We start from the raw sequence: 23,167 nt of genomic DNA on the forward strand, positions 1-23,167 counted from the left end.
GTCAGGGATGAAGGCGCGCTTTGACTTCCCTGGCAATTGGATCCGGCAGGAAAAAATCGACATTGCCGCCGTGCAGCGCCACCTCTTTGACCAGGGTTGACGAAATATAGGACCACTCCTGGGCCGGCATCAGGAACACGCTTTCCAGTTCGGGCATCAGGTGCTGGTTCATCTTGGCCAACTGCATTTCATATTCAAAATCCGATACCGCGCGCAGTCCCCGCACCAGGATATTAGCCTGCTGCTGGCGGGCGAAGTTGGCCATAAGGTCGCTAAAGCCTATCACCTGGACGTTAGGCAGATGGCCGGTGACCTGTTTGGCCAGGGCGACACGTTCTTCCAGGGTAAACAGCGGCTTTTTGCTTGGGCTGTAGGCGATGGCCAGAATCACCCGATCGAACATCCTGGCGGCGCGGGTGACCAAATCAAGATGGCCGTTGGTGAGCGGATCAAACGTGCCCGGATAAATGGCTTTGGTTGTCATCTGGCGTCTCTCTTTACGGCGCGGCGAAGCGCCCACAGGGCGGCATATTTATTAAATGTATACTGCGCGTTCACCATTGCCAGCAATAAACCCTGCTTACCGTCGAGAAAGCCGGCGCGCAGCAGCCAGGTTTTGATAAACGCGCCCAGCGTATGGCCGATGATGGAGATAAAACCGCAGGTTTTATCTTGCCGGTGGCGCTCAAGCGCCCAGGCTTCGGCATATTGTAACTGCTTGCGCTGGAACGCCATCAGGTCGCGGCAGGTCAGGTGCTGCAGGCTGCCGTCGAGTTTGACCACCCGCGCCTGTCGTATATCCAGGGATTCATGCACCGCATTATCGTTATAGCGATAATTTGCGCGCGCATATAGGCGTATTACCCGATCCGGATACCAGCCGCTGTGACGCATAAAGCGGCCGAGGAACAGATTGGCGCGCGCGCAGCTGTAGACGGTATCGGGCTGGGGAGGCTGGTTGATGATTTTTTCAATCGAGCGCTTAAGTTCGGTCGTTACCCGCTCGTCGGCGTCCAGCATCAGGATATAATCGCCGGTGGCATGCTCCTGAGCCCGCTGGCGCTGTTTGCCGAAGCCCGGCCACGCTTTCGCCTCAAATACCCTGGCGCCGGCCTCTGCGGCGATTTGGCGCGTCAGATCGGTGCTGGATGAGTCCAGTACCACAATCTCATCCGCCCATTGGACCGAGGCAAGGCAGGCCGGCAGCAGTTCGGCTTCATTATAGGTGATTAGCACCACCGAAAGACGCGTTCCCGACGGCATTCATTGGCTCCGCTGCGGCAGGTAAGGCTCCAGCAAGTGTAGCAGCCGTTGCAGGGCGCCCTGGTTCTGATGCAGTACTTCAACCGCGTGACGGCCGTAATAGAGCCGATAATCCTCGTCGGTAAGCAGGGTGGTGACTTCCTTGACCAGCGACGGGACGTCGCTAACGGTTATCAATCCCCCGGCTTCGGCAAGCTTGCCGCAGATATCCTTGAAGTTAATGGTATAGGGGCCCATCAGCACCGGGATGGCATGGGCCGCGGCTTCCAGCGGATTATGACCGCCGCGCTCGACCAGGCTGCCGCCGACAAACGCCAGATCGGCAATGCCGTAAAGCAGCATCAGCTCGCCCATGGTATCGCCGATCACCACCTGTGTATCGTGGGCGGGGATATCGCCGGAGCTGCGTAAAATCGAGGTTAAGCCGGCCTTTTGTGTCATTTCCCTGGCGACGGGAAAGCGTTCCGGATGGCGGGGCACCAGGATCAGCAGTAAATCGGGAAAGGCGGCCAGCAGCTGGCGATGGGCCTGCAACAGGATGATCTCTTCGCCTTCATGGGTGCTGGTGGCAATCCATACCGGGCGGCGAGAGGCCCACTGGCGCCGCAGCGTCAGCGCCCGCGCCGCCAGTTCGGGGGTGACGGAAATATCGAATTTCAGGCTGCCGGTGACGGCCAGTTGGTTACGTTTAAGTCCCAGTTCCAGGAAGCGATCGCCATCCTCCTGGTTCTGCGCCGCGATAAGCGTGATCCGTCCCATGATCCTGGCGATAAAGGTACTGAACTTTTTATAACCGGCGGCGGAGCGGGCGGATAATCGCGCATTGGCCACCACCAGGGGAATTTTGCGCCGGTAAAGGGCCTTGATCAGGTTAGGCCACAGTTCGGTTTCCATCACGATAACCAGCTTGGGATTGACGTGGTTAAGAAAGCGATTCATGGCCCCCGGCAGGTCATAGGGCAAATAGACGTGATGTACATCCTTGCCAAAGGCGGATTGGACCCGCTCCGAACCGGTCGGCGTCATGGTGGTGACGGTAATGGGCAAAAAAGGATAACGGTGGCGCAGGGCGCGCACCAGAGGGATGGCCGCCAGTGTTTCACCGACCGACACCGAGTGCAGCATAATGCCGCCGGGCTTGACCTTGCCCTGGCAATATCCGTAGCGCTCAGCCCACCGACGACGGTATGCCGGCGCTTTACGGCTGCGCCATAATAACCGGATCCATATCAGCGGCTGGATGAGATAGATGAGTATGTTATAGATCATTATAGTTAGCTATAGTAAGGCACCGCGGCTGGTGTGCTGAGTTAAAGTTAAACCAAATTATTAAAATCGCATTTTAAGCGCGTCCATGCTAACAGATAAGTCGCTTTCCCACATTATATCCGGTGTTTTTAAACAGATAACAATTGGCTGTACAGCCCGGTCAACTGCTGGGAAAGGCGGACGGGGGTGCAGTCTTTCACCCGCTCGCGGGCGGCGAGTCCCATCTCGGGCCGCAGCTGACGTGAAGGTATGGCGCTGACGAATTCCGTGAGCGTTTTGACATCCAGCGCATCGCAGACAAAACCCTGTTTCCCGGCTTCGATAAACTCCGCCCCGCCGCAGCGTTCACTGGTGATTACCGGCAGGCCGCAGGCCATGGCTTCCAGTATGACGTTGGGGAAGGGATCGTAAAGGGTGGGCAAAATCAGGCCGTCCGCCCCATGGTAAAAAGGTAACACGTCCTTTTGTACCCCGATAAAACGGATGCGCTGCAGACATCCCAAACCCTGGGCATAAGCGCGATATTTATCCTGCTGTTTATCCTGGCCCACCACAATCAGATAACGATCGCTGGCGGCTATCGCGGTGATGGCCGCTTTCAGGCCTTTGCGTTCAAAGCCGGAACCGACATAGATCAGGGCGCAGGCCTGCTCCGGGATGGCCATTTTCATCCGGGCCTGCCTGCGCTGTTCCGGCGCCGCGGGATAAAATCGCGCTGAATCTATGGCGTTATAGATCAAGGCGAATTTGTCTTCCGGCACCTGGTAGCAACGGATAATGTCGTTCTTCACCATCAGGGAATTACAAATGATCTTCTTTAACTCAGGCGCGTGGAACATCGCCTCTTCCGCCGCCAGCACATAACGATGGTAGCCGCTGAACGAGGTTAACCATTGCTGGTGTGCCGGGATAATGCGCGCCCGCTGTTCAAGCCAAGCCCTATGCACCCCGTCGCCGGCGCGGAAGACGTCGCAGCCGGCAATACGTTCGTGGCTTTGCACCAAATCAAAATGTTCGCGTTGCCAGCAACGCCTGGCGGCGCGGGCAAAACCGCGCTCACGCGACACACGCCCCCATTTTGCCGGATTACAGATATGCACATGCCAATCGGGGCGAGGGTCGCCGGACCATTGCCGGGTCAGGATATTCAGTTCCAGCCCGGTATCGTCCAATGCGTCCAGCGCCCGGGTGATAAAACGCTCCGCGCCGCCGTCGGGGCGGTACTTTTGCCGGACAATCGCCAGTCTGGTTGTTTTCATAGCCCCTTGTTCACCATAAACCGCTCATTTTGCTTCTGCTAAATAGTCACGCGCGGCGTCCAATACCGTCTCGACGGGAATGGCGTCAAGGTAACGTTGCCGGGTACGGGTATCAATGGCGTCAGGCCGCGGAAGTTCGGCAAAGTCACCGGCCCAGATAACCGTGCTGTTATCGCTCCAGGGCCGCCAATGATGCAGCTTGGTCGGACCAAACAGGGCGACGCAGGGCGTGTGCAGCGCCGCGGCCATATGCATTGGCGCCGAATCGACGCCGATAAACAGCCGGGCGCGATCGATAAGCGCCGCCAATTGGGTTAGCGTCAGCTCCCCCGCCAGGGAGATGACCTGGGGATTATGGCAAAGGGACTGAATATGCGCGATCATGTCGCGTTCTTTTTTATCCGGCCCGGCGGTGAGGATTAGGGTTAATCCCTGTGGCTGCAGGGCATCCAACAGCTGTGCCATCTTGGCATCGTCCCAGCATTTGTAGGTCCAGCGCGAGGTGGGCTGGATCACGATATAGTCGCCGGTAACGCCGCGTTCGGCCAGCAGCCGCTGCCGGCTGGCCTCATCGTCGGCGCAATAGTGCATGGAGGCGCGGCTGTCGGTAATCTCGATATTCAGCGGCGCCAGGATGCTCAGATTCTGCTCGACGGTGTGCAGCTTGCCGTGGTTTGCGGTGGAAACCAGGCTGGTATGCGCCTTGCGCCAGATAAACGAACGCCGCTTTTGATAACCAAAGCCAATGCGTACCGGCGCCCCGCTCAATAACGAAATGGCGGCGCTGCGCCACTGGTCGGCCAGGTTTATGACCAGATCAAAATGGCGGGAGCGGATCTGTTTAAGCAGGGCCAGTTCCTGTTTTAACTGATAGCGGATCCCCTGTTTTTTCCAGGAGCGATCGATGGCGTGGATTACTGATATCGCCGGATGGTAGCGGAGGATGGCCTCGGTTTCCTTGTACAACAGAACATCGATTTCACTCTCGGGATAGCGTTGGCGCAGGGTATTGATGACCGGCGTGGTCAACAGCATATCGCCGTGATGACGTAATTTGATTAACAGTATTCTTTTGACCTGGGCGGGTAATACGGCGTGGCGAATGGACATGTTGGCACTGACCTATTGATATTCTGATAACTCAGACCGTGAAATCACGCTAAAATTCAGCGCTTGCGCCACGCATAAATCCTGCGCAGCCACAATAATAACTGATACCACTGCTTGATACCGCGGGCATTGCGGATCATACGCTTATGGGTTCCGCTGGCAAAGATATCATTAATCATCGTCTGTTTGGCCGCCGGGTCGGGTTCGCGGCGCATGGAATGACAAATGGATAGCGCTTCATGTGCCACCTGATAGGCAAATTCAGGGTACATTTTTATCTTGCCGCGATAACGCAGGTTGATCTCTTCCAGACGTTGCGCAATCCGGATGTAATGGCGTTGGTACTCAACGTTTTTCATGCCGGTTCTTTTTTGGTTGCTGATGGATTGGTCGTGAATGTAATACCGGTACAGCACGTCTTGGGTATAACGTACCCGGCGGGCATTAAACATCAGCTCCGTGGTCCAGGGGATATCCTGGTGATGCAGGCCCGGCTCGAACAGCAGGTTAAGCCGCCTGACTAATGCCAGGCGATAGATACCCAGCCAGACCACATGCAGGTAGCGTTTAGTCGCCAGAGCCTTATGCAGCCAGGTCGGGCCGTCCAGTACCCCGGTAGACGCCAGGCGGTCAAGCGGGATCAGCGTTTTTACGCGTTTTGAGCCCAGGAAAAAACGCTCGCCGTTACATTGGGCGACATCAAGATCGTCTTGCTGCGCCATATCCACCAGGGTCTGGTACATCGAGGGGTACAACAGATCGTCGGCATCAGGGAAAGTGACATAGGCGCCGCGGGCAACCGCCAGGCCGGCATTGCGCGCGCGCGACACTCCGCCGTTAGGCTGGTTGATAAGGGTAATATGCCCATAGTCGTCCGCATACTGACGCGCAAGCGTTTGCGAACCGTCGGTCGAGCCGTCATTGACGATAATGATCTCGATGTCTTTCAGCGTCTGGGCCAGCAGCGAGTCCATAAAGGCCGCAAACATCCCGCCTGCGTTATACAGTGGAATGATTACGCTCAGCTTGACAGGGGTTGCGGACGGCGTGTCAGCGGTCATATGGTAAACTTTCCGGACAAAGCGACTAAGTACCACCAGGCCGTGTCGGCCGAAATCAATGGATTGTTACACCGCATCTGTTGTTTTGCCGGCGCTCCCTGCCGGGCGGTCTACCCTGTCAGGAGCTGGAGCGACCAGGCGCAACATCATTAAAAAACCCAACACCAGCAGGATAAAATAAGGTGACTCACGATTATAAAATTGGCAGTCGACCTGGCTAAATACGATAACCGGCAGCGACAGCAGCAAAAACGCCCCCGCGCCCGAGAACAGGACAAAAGGGTAAACCAGGAGCGCCACAAACACCGCCAGCATAAGGATAGCACCAAAAATACCCTGTAATGAGAGCGTATCCAGCAGATCGTTATGCATATGATATTGTACGTTATTCAATGCTTCCTGGTTTCCCGCTTCGTGCTGTTGGATATAGCTCGTTGCCAGGGTATTGCGGCTGTCCGCCGATTGACCGAACGGATGCTGCTCAAAGCTATGCCAGGCGGATTTCCATAAGCTAATCCTGGCCCCCATCGAGGTATTGTTTCGACCTTGCATATAGAGCTCGGCCTCTTGCTGGATGCCATCCAACCGCTCCATTGCCGGATGATAATAAGGCTTGCCGTACAGCAGGGCGCAGACGCCTAAAACCACAATGGCGGTAGCAAAAATGCGTTTATGGTTTTTTTTGCCATAAAACAGCTCATGTCCCAGGCAAAACACCATGAACGCCGCATAGAACATCAAGGCCGAGCGGGTCTCGGTGGCTAACAGGGTTATCAGGGTCAGGCCGATGGCCATCAGGCACCACGGCCGGTAAAGATGCGGCACAAAACGGCGCAGGCAATAGATTGCCACCATGGAAAACAGCACCAATATATAGGCGCCGGAGGTGGCGGCATCGGCGTTGATTTTTATCCGATCGCCGCTCTTGAGATATTGCAGCGTATCGGTAATGGCAATCATTACCAGCAGCACAAATATCAGATAGCTGGCGAAGGTTGCGGTCCGAAAGCTAAACCGCCAGTTGTGCCTGTTGCGCTCGATGCAATACAGCACAAAAGCGCCTAATAACATGCGCTTACCGCTAATCTGATAATGGTGGGCCACCAGAGGGAATTCGGGGCTGCTGGTAAGGGCCAGCCAAATGAGTTTGCTCAGGCCCAGTAAAAAAAACAGGGTTGGGAACACGTAAAAATGAATTTTTTTATCGACCTTAAACACCAGAAAAATAAAATGGATAATGCTGACATAAGTCAGGATGTAAAATGCATTACGACTCACCTCGCCTGAAAACAAAAAAAATGCGATGGAAATACTGGTGAGAAAAAAATAAAGCAACGGAAGAACATTATCGATATTTTGCGGGCGATAAGCATTTTTCAAAGCGATCATTTAGCGGTTCCAACATGGAAATACTTGTTTTTTATATATTTTATCAGCCACATCAGACTGTCGGGATAACGTTTCTGAAACCAAAGCGCGTAAGCGTATCTTTTCATCTCTTTATGTTTGACCGGCGAATCCAGTGGTTCGGATTGCCAGGGCGTACGCCGATGATAGGTATTATATAAATCAGCTAACGGCCCCGATCCCCATAAATGCCAGGGCTTGCATTTGCCAGTGTAGTGGATTAGCACGGTATCGGCGGGGATCTTCGGACGATGGCTGACCTTATTGGCAATAATATCATAGATATAATTATATTTTTTTGGCAGCAGCAGGACTTCCTGTTCTAGCACCAGGTTCAGCGCATCCTGATCGGGGAAACGGAAATAGTCTCCTTTGGCGCTTAACAATTTTAGCAAGCGTGCCGTGGTCTTTCGCTCCAGCCATAAGGGGATATTGATATACAGAAAACCAGAATTAAAGTAATTCCCGGAGGTTAAGCTCAGTTCCGGGCATAGCGTGCTGCGCGCGCGTTTATTATCATTGACCGCGCACAGGGTATAATTATCAAAAGAGAGATCAATCAAAGGCTTAATACTGCCGATACACAGGATGTCGGCATCAAGATAGATCACCCGCGACACGGTATCCTTGAGTATTAACGGAATAAAAATCCGATAATAAATCGTTTTGGCATACCGACCGATACAAGGCATGTCATCAAAGCAACCGCTTTGGTATTTATATAATGTTATGGCAATTGAACGCCCCGCCACCAGGATTAGTAGCTTCTTTTTGACACTATCGGCCAGACCGTTGCTAAAAATATGGATATGAAACAAACTGCCAGGATTATTGTCCAGCAATGAAAATAGCGTTACACCCATACCTCGCGCGTACTGGTTATCAACGCCAAATGCAATATGACAAACAGGTTGCGGTGCGGCCGATAATGTATCGATGAGCTTCACTTGATGCTCAATCATGTTGGTCACGACTTTACTATCCATTAATCACTTCCTTATGGCTAAGTTTAGCAACAAAGGCAAAAATATCGTCGCGATTTGCCTGGGTTAGCGCAAATAATCTTAGCGGAGAGTGTTCAAAGTGATATGGCGCGGAAAATACAAACGATGATGGCTTAATATCCGCGGGAGAGATAATGAGCGTCTGGCCCAAAGGCCGCTGTTCGGCCATGCAGCATGGACCTGAGAGGCAAATCACCGGTACCCGCTGTGAATCGGCAATGTAAATATTGCCCGAATCCGACGCTATATAGCAATCCATTCGTGAAACGGCGTAAGGGATTTCCTCCAGCTGCAGCTGTCCCACCAGGCTGATAACGTTGCCGCTGCCGCCATTGACCTGGTAAAACTCGTCCAGGTAGCGTTGTTCATCCTGCGGCCCGAAAATATAGAATACGCATGGCAAGGAGGCCAGCGTAGCCAGGATTTGCCCCCAAACCGCGGCGGGGATGGTTTTGGCCTTATTGCCGGCGGAGATGCTGATGCCGATTTTGATTTTTCCCGGCGCATCCGGCATCGGCAATACCCGCTGCGGTTGCCAGAGCGGCTGCGTGGCATGCTTAGGCTGGCTGCGCCACGTCAGCGCGCGATCGGCAAGCTTCAGGTAGTTTTCGAGCGACAGCGTGTCCCGGCGGTGTTCAACGCAGCCCGAAGCCGTCAGATAAAAAATGCCGTGGTACCATTTGCGCGTGTATACCGTGAGGAATTGCTTATTGCGCGCATTGCAAACCGCGGCATAAAACAGATTGGTACTGTTGGGCTGCAGCAAATAGACGTTGCTATAACGGTTAATCAGCATAAACGCCAGGCGCATTTTTTTTAAGAAGCCGGACTTGTATTCTTCAATAAAAAAGCAGTCCGCCAAGGTATTGTCACGGGAGGCCAGCGGGCCAACCGTCCGGCTTAGCAGCGCGTCGGACCGGCCAAGCTGCTGCAATAACGGCGTGATATTGACAAAATCGCCAATCTTGGCTGTTTGGATAATTAAATTTCTACCAGTGTGCTTTTGGAAAGGCTTTAGCGCGAACTTAATTGGTAGCAATAAAAAAAACAAGATCACATAGCTCATTAGATCATTCGTCCGCTTGCCTCAAGCGATAACAGGTTAGCTAACTCGTCATAAACACGCGTTGCCGGGAGGTTCTCCAGCCGGTTATCCGCTGATTGCAATGCATGCTGATTGTTGCCATAACCACCGATAAGCCCGGGATCGGTGGGACCATATAGCGTAATATTCGGCCTATCGAGCGCGGCGGCAAGATGACTTAAGCCGGTATCAACCGAGACCACCGCCGTGGCGCCTGCCAGCACCTCGGCGACTCCCGCTAGATTAAGCCTAGGAAGTACCTCAACTAAAGGGAAATTGTCCGAAAGACGCAGGGCGCGCTGATATTCCGGCTGGGTTCCCCACGGCAGCCTGATATTAAAGCCGCTTGGTGACAGCAATTCAATCAGCGTACGCCAGTGGGTTTCCGGCCAGTGCTTCTCTTTACGCGTGGTGGCATGCAAAAAAACCAGGTAGGCGCCGCCGGGCTGGGCAGGCTGGCCGGTAAAATGCCCGGCAATGGCATAATCCCCGCGTCCCGCCGGCACGTCATATCCCAGGCTGGCGGCGAACAGCTGGCGAATGCGCTCGACGGCATGCTGTGATCGGGCAATATGATGCCGATGATTGTAGAACCAGCTGGCGAAGGGTTCGCGCGCGCTTTTACTATCCAGGCCATGTTTTTCGCCTTTGGCGACCCGGGTCACCAGCGCGGCGCTTTTTATCAATCCTTGCGCATCAATCACCCTATCGTAGTGTTTTTGCTGCACCTGGCGTTTAAAATCGCAACGTTCCTGACGGGTAACCATGCCAAACCAATTTTTCCGCCAGCGCCTGATGGCTACCGGTATCACCCGATCAACCGCCGGATGCCAGGACGGGATTTGGGCGAAACCTTCTTCCACTACCCAGTCAAAACGAATGCCGGGCAGGGCGTGCATGGCATCGGTCAGCGCGGGCAGCGCATGCAATACGTCGCCCATGGAGGAGGTCTTAACAATCAGCACCTGCATCAGCTCCCCTTACCCATGGGCAGCAAGGTTTCCAGCTCGGCGATTACCCGGTCGGGGTGGATATCAATCAGGCTCTGATGATAGCCTTGCTCGTCGTCGCCTTTGCGGATGCGCTGATAGCCGCTGATTAAACGAATCACTTTGGCATGTTGCGCGAGCGGTGGGGTAAAGTCGGGGCTGCTCGGGCCGTAAAGCGCCACCAGCGGACGTTCCAGCGCGGCGGCGATATGCATCAACCCTGAATCATTGCTGACCACCGCCTGGCAGCCGGCAAGCAGCGCCACCGCCTGCCCAAGGGCGGTTTGCCCCGCCAGGTTGCGGCAATATTCGCGTGCTGTCGCCGGCAACATTGCGCTTATCTCATCACCCATGGCGCGATCTTTCGCCGAGCCGAACAGGATGATGTGATAACCCCGGGCGATAAGCGTTTGGGCCAGCGCGGCGTAATGATAATGGGGCCAGCGCTTGGCCGGCCCGAACTCCGCGCCGGGACAAAAGCCAATCGCCGGCCGTTCGGCAGACAGGGAGAAGGTTTTGCGGGCCGCCTGTATTTCGTCCTGGCGGACGTCAAGGCGCGGCCAGAGCAGCGGCTGCGGTAAATCCCCGGCGCTTTGGATATCCGCTTTATCATAGGCCAGCGCCACATAGCGCTGCACCATCAGGGGAAAGGCGGTTTTGTCCAGCACGCGCAGGTCGTTAAGCAGGCCGTAACGCATTTCACCGCGCCAACCGGTACGTCTGGCGATGCCGGCAAAAAAAGGCACCAAAGCCGATTTGAAGGAGTTGGGCAGCACTATTGCCTGCCGGTAGCCCTGCGTTTTCAGGCCAAGGCCAAGCCGCCGACGTTCAGCCAGCGCCAACGCGCCGTGGCCAAGCGGCATGGACAACGCCCGGTTTACCTCCGGCATGCGGCTTAGCAGCGGACGGCACCAATCGGGCGCCATCACGTCTATTTCCGCGCCGGGATGAAGGCTCAGCAGGGTGCGGTACAGGCTTTGCGACATCATCATATCGCCAACCCATGACGGCCCGATAACCAGTATTTTCATACCGCTGATATCAATCCTTGAACTGGCGTTAATGGTTGCGATTTAACCAGGTTAAATACTCGCCAACGCCTTCGGCCACGGTTTTGAAGGGTTTATTGTAACCCGCGGCCCGCAACTGAGTCAGATCGGCCTGGGTATAAGCCTGGTAGCGACCCCTGAGCTTCTCGGGGAAATCGATATATTCAATCTGGCCTTTTTTGTGAAAATCCAGCACCGCATCCGCCACCGCCTGGAAGGACTCCGCCCGGCCGGTACCGCAGTTGAAAATGCCGGAGGCGCCGTTTTGCCAAAACCATAGATTCACATCGGCCACATCGCCTACGTAAATGAAATCACGTTTAAAGCCTTCGCTCCCGGAAAATAATTTTGGGTTTTCACCGGCATTGAGCTGGTTGTTCAGATGAAAAGCGACGCTGGCCATGCTGCCTTTATGGCCTTCATGGGGACCATAAACGTTAAAATAACGAAAACCGCAGATCTGTGACTCGGCTTCCGGCAATAATGTCCGGACATACTGGTCGAACAGGAATTTTGAGTAGCCGTAGACATTTAGCGGCTGCTCATACTGCCGTTGTTCGACAAAATGTTCCGTCCTGCCGCCGTAGGTGGCGGCGGAAGAGGCGTACAGAAACGGTATAGAACGGTCCAGGCAATAATGCAGCAGCTCTTTGGAGTATTGATAGTTGTTATCCATCATATACTTGCCGTCCCATTCGGTGGTGGAGGAACAGGCGCCTTCATGGAACACCGCTTCAATATCGCCGAAATCATCGCCGGCCATTATGCTGGAGATAAAATCTTCTTTATCCATATAATCGGTGATATCCACATCCACCAGATTAATGAATTTTGTGCCGTCCTTGAGGTTATCCACCACCAGGATATCGCTATGGCCCATTTTGTTCAGCGATTTAACAATATTACTGCCGATAAATCCGGCCCCACCAGTGACGACTATCATGGGTTACCCTTGTTGACTTTACACGGAGCCGGCACTGTGTCTGCTCCTTTAATGCAGCTATAATAGCATTTCCTAAGTGGCCTTAGTATCCATACGGTAAAGTTGCCGCCGGGATAGCGCAGTGCCGTCGTGGACTGTATCTGGTTATCAAATTTGTTTATCGTTATCAGTAAGGTAACGCACCTTACGGGTATAATCCTGCGATTTAAACAACAACTCCGTCTCGGGCGATTGCAGATATTTTTGCCACTCCGCCAGCGGGAAACCACCGTGGGCGCCCACGACCTGCGCTGGAATGATAGACGGCGTACCGCCGATTTTTTTCGAGACCGGCCAATTCATCCACTCGCCCAGGTTGACGGTGCGAATGTCCAGCGTATCGAGCATGGCGGCCAGGGGTAACTGGTCGGTAGGCGGTTGGTCGTCGTCCATTTGCGCCCAGGTATCGATGAATAAGGCCATCCAGACAGGGCACATCCGCTGCCAGGTTTTGCGCGTGGCGGCGAGAAACGCGCCGTTAACGTGATCCACCAATTTCGGCCGTATGGCGTCGCGATAATACGCCGGTATGCGTTCCGGCGTGATGCCGCTGAGTTTGGCTATCATTTTCCCCTGCCGGAAGCTGGCGTAAATATCATCGTCCGCCAACTGGATATCGGGCATCTGCAGCAGGTTCAGATCGGAATCGATCATCAAAATGCCCTCGGTGCGGGCCTGCAGGGGCGCCTGTAGTTTGATCAGGCGGCTGAGATAGATTTGTTTATAGCGATAAACACCATCCCGGGTCTCCGTCGCCAGGGTTACAACCCGGGCTTTTTCGGGCAGCAGCGGGAATTTTTGCGCCGGCTGGTCGGTCACTATCACAATTTCCTGCACATCTTGCGCATAACGCTGGGCAAAGGTGGCGCTCAGCATCGCCTCTGCAATATAGTCCTCGCCCACCGACGGGATCACTACCGAGGTTATCGGCAGGCGGGGCGGTTTAGTCAATTTTTTTTCATCATAGGCGATGTTATGACGCCGGACGATATGACGATATTTAGCGTTGAAAAATTCGAACATCAATACCTCAAATAGGCTTTATGCTGCCGAGCACGGCTTCAACACCCAGGACATATTTATCGATGGTAAATTGGGTCCTTACCATATAATTGGCCTGCTGCGCCAGTTTATGGCGATACTGGGCGTCCAGAAAGACCGTTTTAAAATGTTTGAACAGCGTCTGGGTATCACCGTAGGGAAACAGGAGACCGGTTTGCTCATGCTTAATCAGCTCCATGGTGCCGGTAACGTTGGAACCGATGACCACCGTATTGAGCAGCATGGCTTCGAGTATCACGCGCGGCAGGCCTTCGCTGCGCGACGCCAGGATAAAGGTATCAAAAGCGGCCAGATATTCCATGGCGTTGCTTTTAAAACCGGTAAAAATGACTTTGTCCAGAAGACGAAAGCCGGCCGCCATCCTGACCAGTTTTTGATGCTCGGGACCCGCGCCGACGATGACCATCTTCCAGCGCGCCTCGGGATACGCCTGGTCGAATAAATGTAATGCCTGCAGGATATGATGATGGGCCTTGCGCGGGATAAGGGAGCCGATGCTGCCGAAGATAAAGGTCTGTTCATCGGCTCCCAGCGCGTGGCGCAGCGGGAGTCCGTCCGGCAGGGGCTGATCGATATCGATGCCGTTAAATACCGTATAACAGATTTCCGGCTGCACGCCGCCTTGAATCAGCTTTTCCTGAACACCGGAGGACACAGAGATAATGGCATGGCATAAGTTATTGACCATTTTAACTATCTGGCGGTTCATCAGTGGTTCGATGCGGCAATGCTGCACCACCGTGGTCGATAAGCCGGCGGTGGCGTAATAGCCTTCCACATTGGAACTGGGCTGGTTGTTCATATATAAAATATCATATTGACCCATTTCTAATAATGAATTGATTTTATTGATATTAGGGTCGATACGCCAAACTTTGTCGATGGCGTAAATGGCGGCCAAACGCGTTTTTTTGTTGAAGAAAAGCAGGGTGCGCAGGATTTCCTTGCCCCATTTTGCCCAGGCCGGCTGCCGGGTCTGCGGAATAAAGAACACCTGAACTCCCAGGGCTGCCAGGACCTCGCTGACGGTTTCGTTATTATCGCGGACATAATTATTGTAGAAACAGCAGCTAATATCAAATTTGTCGCGGTCAATGCGTTTTAGCAGTTCCAGCATGCTATTGGTGCCACCGCCCCATTCTTTGCCGCTGTCCAAGAGAAGAATTTTCATCCGGCTTTGTGGCATCGTCATGCATTCCTAATGTTGAATGATTATCATTTAATGTATGTTAACACGGACTATACCCCTTCACTATTCCCGCTATTCCGGCCGATTCTCTTTATTTTACCGGTCTTAAGGCGCCGCCGCGTCCGGTGAGCATAACCCGTCGGGTTTCATCCAGACTAGATACTATAGCCTTGAACATGGCATCGGCGTAGACCGGCGGCGGCGCATGTTTCACGATACACTGGGGCACGCCCCGGAACGGATGGCGCGGCCGGACGGGTTTAGTGTCGGGAGCCGGAGCCGGAGCCGGGGCATAGCGTTCATTCAACAACATGCTCGGTCGCACCAGGACGATATCGGCCGGCAACGCGGGCAACATCTGCTGCAATACCCGGATGGTGTTGGGATGAGGATGGCCGATGGCAATTGCCGAACCGTTACGTCTGGCCAGGGCGACGGCGCGGTTAAACTGCTGGCGGATATCCGCTTCGTTGCTGGTGTCGTCTAAAAACACATTACGTTTGATAACGATGACGCTGGTGCCGGCCGCCGCCTGTCGCGACTGGCTGTTGCCAATGGTCATGCTGTCGAGAAAATAAAAGGGATAATGGCTCAGCACCTGCATGACGTTTTGCATGCCGCCGAAACTTGAGGTCATGGCGCTGCCCATATGGTTATTCACCCCGACGGCGTAGGGCACTTTGCCGACCGCGTCGCGGACAATACGCGTTATCTCGTCCCGGCTCATCCCGGGCTGCAGCGTATCGCGTTCCAGGGGCTGCTTGCTCAGGGGCGCCATCGGCAGATGGATTAGCACTTCGCGGCCCTGCTGATGCGCCTTGGTGGCCATTTCCCGGGCATAGGGAGCATTGGGCAGTACCGCAATCGATACCGCCGCCGGCATCGCCAGCACCTGACGCTCGTTACGCGGTTGATAACCAAAGTCATCTATGACGATAGCCAATTTGCCTGCGTCCGCGCCGGCGGTGGCCATGAGCAGGACACAGAATAAAACGCGGCGAAGGTTTTTCCTTAGCAAACTATTTTCCTAACCAGGGTAATGGGTTCACCGCCTGACCCTGACGACGAATTTCAAAATAAAGCGCAGGAGTTCCCTGGCCGCCACTGCTGCCCACCAGCGCGACAGGCTGGCCGGATCTGACCTGGGCGCCTACGCTGACCAGCGCGCTCTGGTTATAGCCGTAAAGGCTCATATCGCCTTTACCATGTTCAATTACCACCACCAGCCCATATCCTTGCAGCCAGTCGGCCATCAGGACACGTCCGTCGGCAATGGCCCTGACCTCGCTGCCTTCGGCTGCGGCGATCACCATGCCCTTCCAGCGTAGTTCACCTTGCAGTGATTCACCAAACCGATGCAGCGTCCGCCCCCTGACCGGCCAAAGGTCCTGGCCGGCCGGCTGGCCCAGTCCGCCGGTGCGGGACACCAGCGCGCGTTCGCTGGGGGAGGGTTTATAGGTGCCGCCTTTGCTTTTGGCCTGCTCCTGGCGCTCGCGCACCTGCTGCGCTTCCCGCGCCTCCCGCTCGGCCCTCGCCCGGGCTTCACGTTCCGCCCGGGCGATATTATCCCGCAGGCGTGCTTCGTTCAGGCGCAGCTCGCCCAGGCTTTGCTGATCCTGCGCAATGGACGAGTCGAGGCCGGAAAGGGTTTTCCTGCGCGCCGCGCGGGCCTTCTCCAACTGGTCTTGTTGAACATGCTGCTGTTGCAGCAGCGCGGTTTGCTGCTGCTGTTTTTGCTGCTGGTCTTTTTTCTGGTCCGCCAAGGCCTGCCTGGTAGCGCTCAGGTCGCGGATGGATTTTTCCCGTGCTTCGTTCAGATAGCTGTAATAAGCAAATATACGCTCGTTACGCTGGCTCTCCTCGGTGCTCAAAATAAGCTGCATGCCCGCATTGCGTCCTTGCCGGAAGGCGGCGTCCAGCTGTTGGGCCAATAGCTTTTGCTGCGCGGCCATCCGCGCTTCCAGCTGCTTAATGGACTGGTTCAGCCGGGCAATAGCCTTGTCAAGCGCCGCAAGCGTGGCCTGCGTTTCGTGCAGGGCGCGGCTGGACTGGGAAACAGCGATTTCCTGTTGTTTGAGCTGGCTGAGCAGTTTGCCGCGCTGCCGCTGCTGCTGCTGTACGCTTTTTTCTTTTTCGGCGATGCTTTGCTGCAGGGTCTTGAGCTGTTGTTTATTATCCTCGGCATGGCTGATAGCAGGCAATAACATAACGCCAGCGAAGATAATGCTGGCGTGCAAGATGTATTTTCGCGTGGAATGACGGCGCTGCCGGCCGTTTTCCCTGATATTCAATCTGTTCAACGATGCCTTTCCCCTCATTGGCTGGATTATTCCACGTTGAACAGCCGCTGACCAGTCATCTCTTATGGCTTCTACGCGGCCTCCGCCCGCGGGGACGGGCGCCGCCGGCCGAAAAACCTCCTTGTTTTTAGCGACATGACGCGCATTGCAGGTAGTTTCTTCTTTCCGGTCATGTATATTGGCTGAATTTGCCGTAATGCGAGGGTATACTCGAAGGCTTCAAAGCGTGGCCACAACTAACGGGAGCTTTTACACCCCATGCAAGAAATTACGCAGTTTGTTAGCGATCACCCTATGCTATGTTTGGCATGGGTCGCCTTATTGATCGCCGTCATTGTGACAACCTTCAAAAATCGTTTTTCCAAGGTTAATGAAATTTCCCGCGGCGAAGCCATCCGTTTGATCAACAAGGAAGACGCGGTGATCGTTGATCTGCGCAGCCGGGATGATTACCGTAAAGGGCATATAGCCAATGCGCTTAACCTGACGTCGGCGGAAATCAAAAGCGGCAGTTTGGGCGAGCTGGATAAGTCCAAGACCAAACCGGTCATTGTCGTATGCGCAACCGGCAGTACGTCCCGCGAGCCGGCCGAAAACCTGAATAAAGCAGGCTTTGATCGGGTTTATGTTCTTAAAGAGGGCATATCCGGCTGGAGCGGAGAAAATTTACCGCTGGTCCGGGGTAAATAAATTATCACCTGAGAGGGGGAACCATGGCCAATATAGAAATCTATACCAAATCGACATGTCCATATTGCCATCGCGCCAAGGCTTTGCTCACCCGCAAGAGCGCCGTGTTCCAGGAAATACCCATTGACGGGGACGCGGACAAACGGGAAGAAATGATTAAACGCAGTGGGCGCACCACGGTTCCACAAATTTTCATCGACGGACAGCACGTGGGTGGCTGTGATGATTTACACGCGCTCGATGCGCGCGGCGGCCTGGATCCCCTGCTGAAATAAACAGGGGACGGCTGTCGTGCCCGGGCGCATGCAGCAAATTAACCATAGGGTTTTTTTAATGTCAGAGCAAAATAGTACCGAGATGGCGTTCCAGATCCAGCGAATCTACACCAAGGACGTCTCTTTTGAAGCGCCGAACGCGCCGAAGGTTTTTCAACTGGAATGGCAGCCGGAGATCAAACTGGATCTGGATACCGCGTCCAGCCAGCTGGCAGACGGCATTTATGAAGTCGTGCTGCGGGTGACCGTCACCGCGTCTTTGGGCGAAGAAACCGCGTTTTTATGTGAAGTCCAGCAAGCGGGTATTTTTACCATTTCCGGCATCGACGGTACGCAAATGGCCCATTGCCTGGGCGCATACTGCCCGAATATCCTGTTCCCATATGCCCGTGAATGCATCACCAGCCAGGTTTCTCGCGGCACTTTCCCACAATTGAACCTGGCGCCGGTAAATTTTGACGCTTTGTTCATGAACTACCTGCAGCAGCAGTCGGAAAGCGAAGGAAGCCAACCGGCGCAGGAAGCCTGATCATGAGCCATAACGCCTCAATGATCGTTATCGGCGCCGGTTCTTACGGTACGGCCCTGGCTATTACCCTGGCGCGAAACGGTCATGAGGTGGTGCTCTGGGGGCACGATCCGCAACATATCCAGGCGTTGCAGGCGGCGCGGTGCAATCAGGCCTTCTTGCCCGATGTGCCTTTCCCGCCCTCGCTGCGCCTGGAGAGCGATTTATCGCGGGCGCTTGGCGCCAGTCGCGATGTGCTGATCGTAGTCCCTAGCCATGTATTTGGCAGCGTCCTGGCCCAGTTAAAACCGCATTTGCGGCCGGATGCCCGGGTGGTTTGGGCGACCAAGGGCCTGGAGGCTGAAACCGGCCGGCTGCTGGCGGATGTCGCGCGCGAAATACTCGGCGACGCGATTCCCCTGGCGGTGATATCCGGACCGACTTTTGCCAGGGAACTGGCGGCAGGCCTGCCTACCGCCATTGCGCTGGCATCGACCGATGCCGGTTTTTCGGCTGATTTACAGAATTTATTGCACTGCGGTAAAAGTTTCCGGGTCTATGGCAATCCGGATTTTATCGGGGTGCAGCTCGGCGGCGCCGTTAAAAACGTCATTGCCATCGGCGCAGGCATGTCCGACGGTATTGGTTTTGGCGCCAACGCCCGTACCGCGCTGATTACCCGCGGCCTGGCTGAAATGACCCGCCTTGGCGCGGCGCTGGGCGCCGACTCCGGCACCTTTATGGGCATGGCCGGACTGGGCGACCTGGTGTTGACCTGTACCGATAACCAATCCCGCAACCGCCGTTTCGGCATGCTGCTGGGGCAAGGTGTCGACGTACAGTCCGCGCAGGACACCATCGGTCAGGTGGTGGAAGGGTATCGTAATACCAAGGAAGTCCTGGCGCTGGCCGGCCGTTGCGGGGTGGAAATGCCGATTACCGAACAAATCTACCAGGTGCTGTACCAGCACAAGAATGCCAAAGAGGCCGCCCTGACGCTGCTGGGGCGGGCGCAGAAAGATGAGAAAACCGGTGGCTGACACCGGTATGTCAGAAGATATCCATCCGCGGAAGGTAGTGAGTATGTCGACTGAAGAGTTGGAGCTGGTGTGGAATAACATTAAAGCTGAAGCGCGTTTGCTGGCGGATTGTGAACCCATGCTGGCCAGTTTTTTTCATGCGACCCTGCTCAAACATGAAAACCTGGGCAGCGCGCTAAGTTATATGCTGGCCAACAAACTCGCCAACCCGATTATGCCGGCCATCGCCATCCGGGAAATCGTCGAAGAGGCCTATAGCGCCGACCTGCAGATGATTATTTCGGCCGCCAGCGACATCCATGCGGTGCGACTGCGCGATCCGGCGGTGGATAAATACTCTACGCCGTTGTTGTACCTGAAGGGCTTCCATGCCCTGCAGGCTTATCGCATCGGCCATTGGTTGTGGGGCCAGGACCGCAAGGCGATGGCGATCTATTTCCAAAACCAGATCTCGGTGTCCTTCGGCGTCGATATTCACCCGGCCGCTCAAATCGGCTGCGGCATTATGCTCGATCATGCCACCGGCATTGTTATCGGCGAGACGGCCGTCGTGGAAAACGATGTCTCCATTCTCCAGTCGGTCACGCTCGGCGGGACCGGAAAAACCAGCGGGGATCGCCATCCTAAGATTCGCGAGGGCGTGATGATTGGCGCCGGAGCGACTATCCTGGGCAATATCGAGGTCGGCCGGGGCGCTAAAATCGGCGCGGGTTCCGTGGTGCTGCAGTCGGTACCGCCGCATACCACCGCCGCCGGCGTGCCTGCCAGGATCGTCGGCAGGCCGGACAGCGATAAGCCGTCCATGGATATGGATCAGTTCTTTGGCGGTCATGGTTTCGAATATGGCGACGGCATCTGACCGGCGTTCCCGCCTAGGCGCGCGCGCCCTGGTACTCCAGCTGGCGCCAGGCTTCGTACACCACCACTGAAACGGCATTGGATAGATTCATGCTGCGGCTGCCGTATTGCATGGGAATGCGGATTTTATGATCCGCAGGCAGGGTATCGAGGATAGCGGGCGGCAAGCCGCGCGTCTCCGGCCCAAACAGCAGATAATCCCCAGGCAGATAGCTCACCGCGCTGTGGGCGGCGCTGCCCTTGGTGGTCAGGGCAAACAGCCGCTGCGGCGCTTGCTCGGCCAGGAAAGCCCCATAATCATGGTGGCGCCTGATCTCGGCGAATTCATGGTAATCCAGGCCGGCGCGCCGCAGGCGCTTATCGTCCCAGGTAAATCCCAACGGCTCGATAAGGTGTAACTGAAAGCCGGTGTTGGCGCACAGGCGTATGATATTGCCGGTATTTGGCGGGATTTCCGGTTCGAATAAAACGATGTGTAACATGGCGGCCCCCTTGACGAGGGCGCAGGATAACAAAAAAAACGACGGTACGCCGCAACTCCCGGACGCTTGCCGAATGTTATTTGCTTTCGACGCCCGTCGCCTGCCGACGGTGCTGCAACGGCAGCCACATAACCAGCCGCAGCCCGCCCAGCGGGCTATCTTCCGCTTTAACCCATCCGTGATGTTGCTCAACCGCTTTTTCTACGATCGCCAGGCCGAGTCCCGAGCCGCCGGAGGCGCGATCGCGCGCTTCATCGGTACGATAGAACGGCCGGAAAATCTGCTCCCGGTCTTCAGCGCTGACGCCCGGCCCGTCGTCATCGACGGTGATGGTGACGCCGAGCTGATCGGCGGTGAACGCCACCGATATCTGCTGGTTCGAGTAACGCAGGGCGTTACGCACGACATTTTCCAGTGCGCTGTCGAGCGCGGCGGGATTACACACCAGCATCCAGTTTTCGGGCGGGGCGGTGATTTGCAGGTTTTTGCCCATCTGCTCGGCTTCGAATTTGGCATCGTCCAACACATCGCTCCACAGATCGCTGGCCGTGACGTATTCGCGGGTTAACTCATTCTTATGCTGATTGCGTGACAGGACCAGCAAATCGTTAATCATGGAGTCCAGGCGCTGAGCTTCGGTTTCAATGCGGGCCAGCTCATGGCCTTCGCCATGCTTGCGCCGCATCAGGGCGGTAGCCAACTGCAAACGCGTCAGGGGGGTACGCAGCTCGTGGGAGATATCGGACAGCAGGCGTTGCTGCGCATTCACCATTCTTTCCAGGGCGCTGACCATTTGGTTAAAACTGACGCCGGTGGCTAAAAACTCCTGGGGGCCGGCTTCCAGCTCCGGATGCTGGCGTAAATTACCCCGGGCCACCTCATCGGCGGCATGTTTGAGCTTACGCGCCGGTTTCGCCAGGCTCCAGGCCAGCCAGAGCAACAGGGGAATGCTGATAAGCATCGTGACAATCAGCAACAGCAGCGGCCGATCGAACATCAGGCTGATGAAGTCAGATTGTGAATTACCGGCGGGACGAATTTGATAAAGCTGATAGTTATCCTCCCCGTCGCGCACCGGGAACGGACCGACCAATTCCACGCGGCCATATTTTTTCTTTTGCGGATGGTCGGAGTTATCGGACTGGCCGATAAAGTTACGGATAACCTGCATTTCATTACGCTGGGCGCCGATAACCCGCCCCTCGCTGGTCACCAGTATCAAGCGTTGCCCAGGGGGTGCCCACTTATCGATGGAGCGAAACAGCCGCCGCCACCACATCAGGTCGTTGGCCGGATCGCCGGCCAGCTCCGCTTCCACATGTTGTTGCAGCATGATGCCCTGGCGCTGTTCACTGTCGAGCAATGGCGTCAGCTGCCGTGAATCCAGCTTGGGCACCATCAGCACCAACATCAGCACCAACGCCAGGGTTAGCCAGAAAATGGCAAAAATCCTGGCGGTTAAGCTGTTTATCATGCGGCGGAAACCATCAGGTAGCCTCTTCCCCGCAGGGTTTTGAACCACGGGTGTCCGTCCCTGCGCTCCGGCAGCTTACGCCGTAGGTTGGAGATATGCATGTCGATCGCCCGGTCGAACGGCGTCAGGCGTTTGCCCAACACCTCCTGGCTCAGGTGCTCACGGGACACCACCTGTCCCAGATGCTGGGCCAGCAGGTAAAGCAGGGTGAACTCCGTACCGGTCAGCTCAAGCGCCACGCCGTCGAACGTCGCTTCCTGCCGGCCGGGGTTGAGGCGTAAAAAATCCACTTCCAGCGCGGGCGTGCCGGTATCACCGGCCTGCTGCTGCTCGGTCCAGTGCGAACGGCGTAAGATCGCCCTGATCCGCGCCACCAGCTCGCGATCGTTAAACGGTTTGGGCAAATAGTCATCCGCGCCCAGCTCCAGCCCCAGCACCCGATCCAGTTCGCTGCCGCGCGCAGTCAGCATAATGACCGGTGTCTGGTGTTGCTGGCGTAATTCCTTCAGCGTATCGATACCGTTTTTACGGGGCATCATCACATCAAGCAATAAGAGATCCACCGAGCTGTCCAGCATATTCAAGGCCTGCTCGCCGTCGTAGGCGACCAGGACGTCAAAACCTTCCATCTCGAGCAATTCTTTTAACAAAGCCGTTAATTCACGGTCGTCATCAACCAAAAGGATTTTATTCATTTTTATTCACCTCATGATGCAAAATACGTCATCAATCACTACCAATCCATGACTTTACGTAGCTTTACATCCCCTGACGCATGTTTGCAGCGGCCTCAGTAGAATGACTTCATGGTT

The 23,167-nt window shown here is 55.4% G+C and carries 24 protein-coding genes; 5 read left to right on the top strand and 19 right to left on the bottom strand.

All coding sequences use genetic code 11. The features are described from left to right. Window position 1 precedes the first annotated feature (1 nt). The 16 genes from coaD to envC all read right to left on the bottom strand — a co-directional run bounded on the left by coaD (window position 2) and on the right by envC (window position 17,046). The gene (gene coaD, locus GRH90_RS18770) at window positions 2-484 is read right to left on the bottom strand and encodes a pantetheine-phosphate adenylyltransferase (protein ID WP_162367491.1); all 483 of its coding nucleotides are present in this window, start codon (window positions 482-484) and stop codon (window positions 2-4) included. Beyond that, window positions 481-1,263, bottom strand: coding sequence for a glycosyltransferase family 2 protein (locus GRH90_RS18775; RefSeq protein ID WP_162367492.1), 783 nt, complete (start codon window positions 1,261-1,263; stop codon window positions 481-483). Before GRH90_RS18775 ends, coaD begins: the two co-directional genes overlap by 4 nt. Beyond that, a complete protein-coding gene (gene waaA / locus GRH90_RS18780) occupies window positions 1,264-2,532 on the bottom strand; it encodes a lipid IV(A) 3-deoxy-D-manno-octulosonic acid transferase (RefSeq protein ID WP_162367493.1) in 1,269 nt (422 codons plus the stop codon). 128 nt (window positions 2,533-2,660) lie between these two features. Further along, window positions 2,661-3,791: a glycosyltransferase family 4 protein gene (locus GRH90_RS18785; RefSeq protein WP_162367494.1), complete on the bottom strand. Its 1,131-nt coding sequence runs from the start codon at window positions 3,789-3,791 to the stop codon at window positions 2,661-2,663. A gap of 24 nt (window positions 3,792-3,815) precedes the next feature. Continuing rightward, window positions 3,816-4,901, bottom strand: a complete 1,086-nt coding sequence (gene rfaQ / locus GRH90_RS18790) for a putative lipopolysaccharide heptosyltransferase III (protein ID WP_162367495.1) — start codon at window positions 4,899-4,901, stop codon at window positions 3,816-3,818. A gap of 56 nt (window positions 4,902-4,957) precedes the next feature. Beyond that, window positions 4,958-5,962: a glycosyltransferase gene (locus GRH90_RS18795; protein ID WP_162367496.1), complete on the bottom strand. Its 1,005-nt coding sequence runs from the start codon at window positions 5,960-5,962 to the stop codon at window positions 4,958-4,960. A 66-nt stretch (window positions 5,963-6,028) separates the two neighbouring features. Beyond that, on the bottom strand, window positions 6,029-7,240 hold the full coding sequence (locus tag GRH90_RS26610) for an O-antigen ligase family protein (protein WP_162367497.1): 1,212 nt from the start codon (window positions 7,238-7,240) through the stop codon (window positions 6,029-6,031). Window positions 7,241-7,347: 107 nt separating this feature from the next. Then, the gene (locus tag GRH90_RS18805) at window positions 7,348-8,355 is read right to left on the bottom strand and encodes a glycosyltransferase family 8 protein (RefSeq protein ID WP_162367498.1); all 1,008 of its coding nucleotides are present in this window, start codon (window positions 8,353-8,355) and stop codon (window positions 7,348-7,350) included. Next, complete coding sequence (locus GRH90_RS18810; RefSeq protein ID WP_162367499.1) at window positions 8,348-9,439, bottom strand: glycosyltransferase family 9 protein; 1,092 nt, start codon at window positions 9,437-9,439, stop codon at window positions 8,348-8,350. The genes GRH90_RS18805 and GRH90_RS18810 overlap by 8 nt, the downstream gene beginning before the upstream one ends. Then, a complete protein-coding gene (gene rfaC / locus GRH90_RS18815; protein ID WP_162367500.1) occupies window positions 9,439-10,428 on the bottom strand; it encodes a lipopolysaccharide heptosyltransferase RfaC in 990 nt (329 codons plus the stop codon). Before rfaC ends, GRH90_RS18810 begins: the two co-directional genes overlap by 1 nt. Continuing rightward, complete coding sequence (gene rfaF, locus GRH90_RS18820) at window positions 10,428-11,477, bottom strand: ADP-heptose--LPS heptosyltransferase RfaF (RefSeq protein WP_162367501.1); 1,050 nt, start codon at window positions 11,475-11,477, stop codon at window positions 10,428-10,430. The genes rfaC and rfaF overlap by 1 nt, the downstream gene beginning before the upstream one ends. Before the next feature lie 28 nt (window positions 11,478-11,505). Continuing rightward, window positions 11,506-12,438, bottom strand: a complete 933-nt coding sequence (rfaD, locus tag GRH90_RS18825) for an ADP-glyceromanno-heptose 6-epimerase (RefSeq protein WP_162367502.1) — start codon at window positions 12,436-12,438, stop codon at window positions 11,506-11,508. A 147-nt stretch (window positions 12,439-12,585) separates the two neighbouring features. Next, complete coding sequence (locus GRH90_RS18830) at window positions 12,586-13,500, bottom strand: glycosyltransferase family 2 protein (protein ID WP_162367503.1); 915 nt, start codon at window positions 13,498-13,500, stop codon at window positions 12,586-12,588. Window positions 13,501-13,507: 7 nt separating this feature from the next. Further along, window positions 13,508-14,725 carry a glycosyltransferase gene (locus GRH90_RS18835; protein WP_162367601.1) on the bottom strand — a complete coding sequence of 406 codons (1,218 nt, stop codon included), beginning with the start codon at window positions 14,723-14,725 and terminating at the stop codon, window positions 13,508-13,510. A 94-nt stretch (window positions 14,726-14,819) separates the two neighbouring features. Beyond that, window positions 14,820-15,701: a divergent polysaccharide deacetylase family protein gene (locus GRH90_RS18840; RefSeq protein ID WP_162367602.1), complete on the bottom strand. Its 882-nt coding sequence runs from the start codon at window positions 15,699-15,701 to the stop codon at window positions 14,820-14,822. 46 nt (window positions 15,702-15,747) lie between these two features. Next, on the bottom strand, window positions 15,748-17,046 hold the full coding sequence (gene envC, locus GRH90_RS18845) for a murein hydrolase activator EnvC (protein ID WP_162367504.1): 1,299 nt from the start codon (window positions 17,044-17,046) through the stop codon (window positions 15,748-15,750). A 240-nt stretch (window positions 17,047-17,286) separates the two neighbouring features. On the opposite strand from envC, the gene GRH90_RS18850 reads away from it, so the two are divergent. From GRH90_RS18850 to cysE, 5 genes are read left to right on the top strand one after another with little or no spacing between them, the layout of a single operon-like run. Further along, window positions 17,287-17,718 (top strand): rhodanese-like domain-containing protein, encoded by a 432-nt coding sequence (locus GRH90_RS18850; RefSeq protein ID WP_162367505.1) that lies wholly within the window; start codon window positions 17,287-17,289, stop codon window positions 17,716-17,718. A 23-nt stretch (window positions 17,719-17,741) separates the two neighbouring features. Beyond that, window positions 17,742-17,993, top strand: coding sequence for a glutaredoxin 3 (grxC, locus tag GRH90_RS18855; RefSeq protein ID WP_162367506.1), 252 nt, complete (start codon window positions 17,742-17,744; stop codon window positions 17,991-17,993). A gap of 58 nt (window positions 17,994-18,051) precedes the next feature. After that, window positions 18,052-18,522: a protein-export chaperone SecB gene (secB, locus tag GRH90_RS18860; protein ID WP_162367507.1), complete on the top strand. Its 471-nt coding sequence runs from the start codon at window positions 18,052-18,054 to the stop codon at window positions 18,520-18,522. Window positions 18,523-18,524: 2 nt separating this feature from the next. Further along, window positions 18,525-19,541, top strand: coding sequence for an NAD(P)H-dependent glycerol-3-phosphate dehydrogenase (gpsA, locus tag GRH90_RS18865; RefSeq protein WP_178113231.1), 1,017 nt, complete (start codon window positions 18,525-18,527; stop codon window positions 19,539-19,541). 43 nt (window positions 19,542-19,584) lie between these two features. Next, entirely contained in the window at window positions 19,585-20,400 is an 816-nt protein-coding gene (gene cysE, locus GRH90_RS18870; RefSeq protein WP_162367508.1) for a serine O-acetyltransferase, read from the top strand. Window positions 20,401-20,413: 13 nt separating this feature from the next. Here the strand turns inward: cysE and trmL are convergent, their stop codons facing one another. The 3 genes from trmL to cpxR all read right to left on the bottom strand — a co-directional run bounded on the left by trmL (window position 20,414) and on the right by cpxR (window position 23,050). Continuing rightward, window positions 20,414-20,881: a tRNA (uridine(34)/cytosine(34)/5-carboxymethylaminomethyluridine(34)-2'-O)-methyltransferase TrmL gene (trmL, locus tag GRH90_RS18875; RefSeq protein ID WP_162367509.1), complete on the bottom strand. Its 468-nt coding sequence runs from the start codon at window positions 20,879-20,881 to the stop codon at window positions 20,414-20,416. 76 nt (window positions 20,882-20,957) lie between these two features. Next, window positions 20,958-22,355: an envelope stress sensor histidine kinase CpxA gene (cpxA, locus tag GRH90_RS18880; protein ID WP_162367510.1), complete on the bottom strand. Its 1,398-nt coding sequence runs from the start codon at window positions 22,353-22,355 to the stop codon at window positions 20,958-20,960. Then, on the bottom strand, window positions 22,352-23,050 hold the full coding sequence (cpxR, locus tag GRH90_RS18885; RefSeq protein ID WP_162367511.1) for an envelope stress response regulator transcription factor CpxR: 699 nt from the start codon (window positions 23,048-23,050) through the stop codon (window positions 22,352-22,354). Before cpxR ends, cpxA begins: the two co-directional genes overlap by 4 nt. Window positions 23,051-23,167 lie beyond the last annotated feature (117 nt).

Origin of the sequence: Acerihabitans arboris, from assembly GCF_010131535.1 — a bacterium.
Lineage (GTDB): Bacteria > Pseudomonadota > Gammaproteobacteria > Enterobacterales > Enterobacteriaceae > Acerihabitans > Acerihabitans arboris.

Bases quoted from the DNA above. Each gene is read 5' to 3' on its own strand.
- GRH90_RS18785 (WP_162367494.1), bottom strand. From the start codon at position 3,791: ATGAAAACAACCAGACTGGCGATTGTCCGGCAAAAGTACCGCCCCGAC.
- rfaF (WP_162367501.1), bottom strand. From the start codon at position 11,477: ATGAAAATACTGGTTATCGGGCCGTCATGGGTTGGCGATATGATGATG.
- GRH90_RS18775 (WP_162367492.1), bottom strand. From the start codon at position 1,263: ATGCCGTCGGGAACGCGTCTTTCGGTGGTGCTAATCACCTATAATGAA.
- cpxA (WP_162367510.1), bottom strand. From the start codon at position 22,355: ATGATAAACAGCTTAACCGCCAGGATTTTTGCCATTTTCTGGCTAACC.
- grxC (WP_162367506.1), top strand. From the start codon at position 17,742: ATGGCCAATATAGAAATCTATACCAAATCGACATGTCCATATTGCCAT.
- coaD (WP_162367491.1), bottom strand. From the start codon at position 484: ATGACAACCAAAGCCATTTATCCGGGCACGTTTGATCCGCTCACCAAC.
- rfaD (WP_162367502.1), bottom strand. From the start codon at position 12,438: ATGATAGTCGTCACTGGTGGGGCCGGATTTATCGGCAGTAATATTGTT.
- GRH90_RS18840 (WP_162367602.1), bottom strand. From the start codon at position 15,701: ATGGCCACCGCCGGCGCGGACGCAGGCAAATTGGCTATCGTCATAGAT.
- GRH90_RS18830 (WP_162367503.1), bottom strand. From the start codon at position 13,500: ATGTTCGAATTTTTCAACGCTAAATATCGTCATATCGTCCGGCGTCAT.
- GRH90_RS18850 (WP_162367505.1), top strand. From the start codon at position 17,287: ATGCAAGAAATTACGCAGTTTGTTAGCGATCACCCTATGCTATGTTTG.
- gpsA (WP_178113231.1), top strand. From the start codon at position 18,525: ATGAGCCATAACGCCTCAATGATCGTTATCGGCGCCGGTTCTTACGGT.
- GRH90_RS18805 (WP_162367498.1), bottom strand. From the start codon at position 8,355: ATGGATAGTAAAGTCGTGACCAACATGATTGAGCATCAAGTGAAGCTC.
- waaA (WP_162367493.1), bottom strand. From the start codon at position 2,532: ATGATCTATAACATACTCATCTATCTCATCCAGCCGCTGATATGGATC.
- GRH90_RS18835 (WP_162367601.1), bottom strand. From the start codon at position 14,725: ATGCCACAAAGCCGGATGAAAATTCTTCTCTTGGACAGCGGCAAAGAA.
- rfaQ (WP_162367495.1), bottom strand. From the start codon at position 4,901: ATGTCCATTCGCCACGCCGTATTACCCGCCCAGGTCAAAAGAATACTG.
- cpxR (WP_162367511.1), bottom strand. From the start codon at position 23,050: ATGAATAAAATCCTTTTGGTTGATGACGACCGTGAATTAACGGCTTTG.
- GRH90_RS18795 (WP_162367496.1), bottom strand. From the start codon at position 5,962: ATGACCGCTGACACGCCGTCCGCAACCCCTGTCAAGCTGAGCGTAATC.
- envC (WP_162367504.1), bottom strand. From the start codon at position 17,046: ATGAGGGGAAAGGCATCGTTGAACAGATTGAATATCAGGGAAAACGGC.
- GRH90_RS18810 (WP_162367499.1), bottom strand. From the start codon at position 9,439: ATGAGCTATGTGATCTTGTTTTTTTTATTGCTACCAATTAAGTTCGCG.
- rfaC (WP_162367500.1), bottom strand. From the start codon at position 10,428: ATGCAGGTGCTGATTGTTAAGACCTCCTCCATGGGCGACGTATTGCAT.
- trmL (WP_162367509.1), bottom strand. From the start codon at position 20,881: ATGTTACACATCGTTTTATTCGAACCGGAAATCCCGCCAAATACCGGC.
- secB (WP_162367507.1), top strand. From the start codon at position 18,052: ATGTCAGAGCAAAATAGTACCGAGATGGCGTTCCAGATCCAGCGAATC.
- cysE (WP_162367508.1), top strand. From the start codon at position 19,585: ATGTCGACTGAAGAGTTGGAGCTGGTGTGGAATAACATTAAAGCTGAA.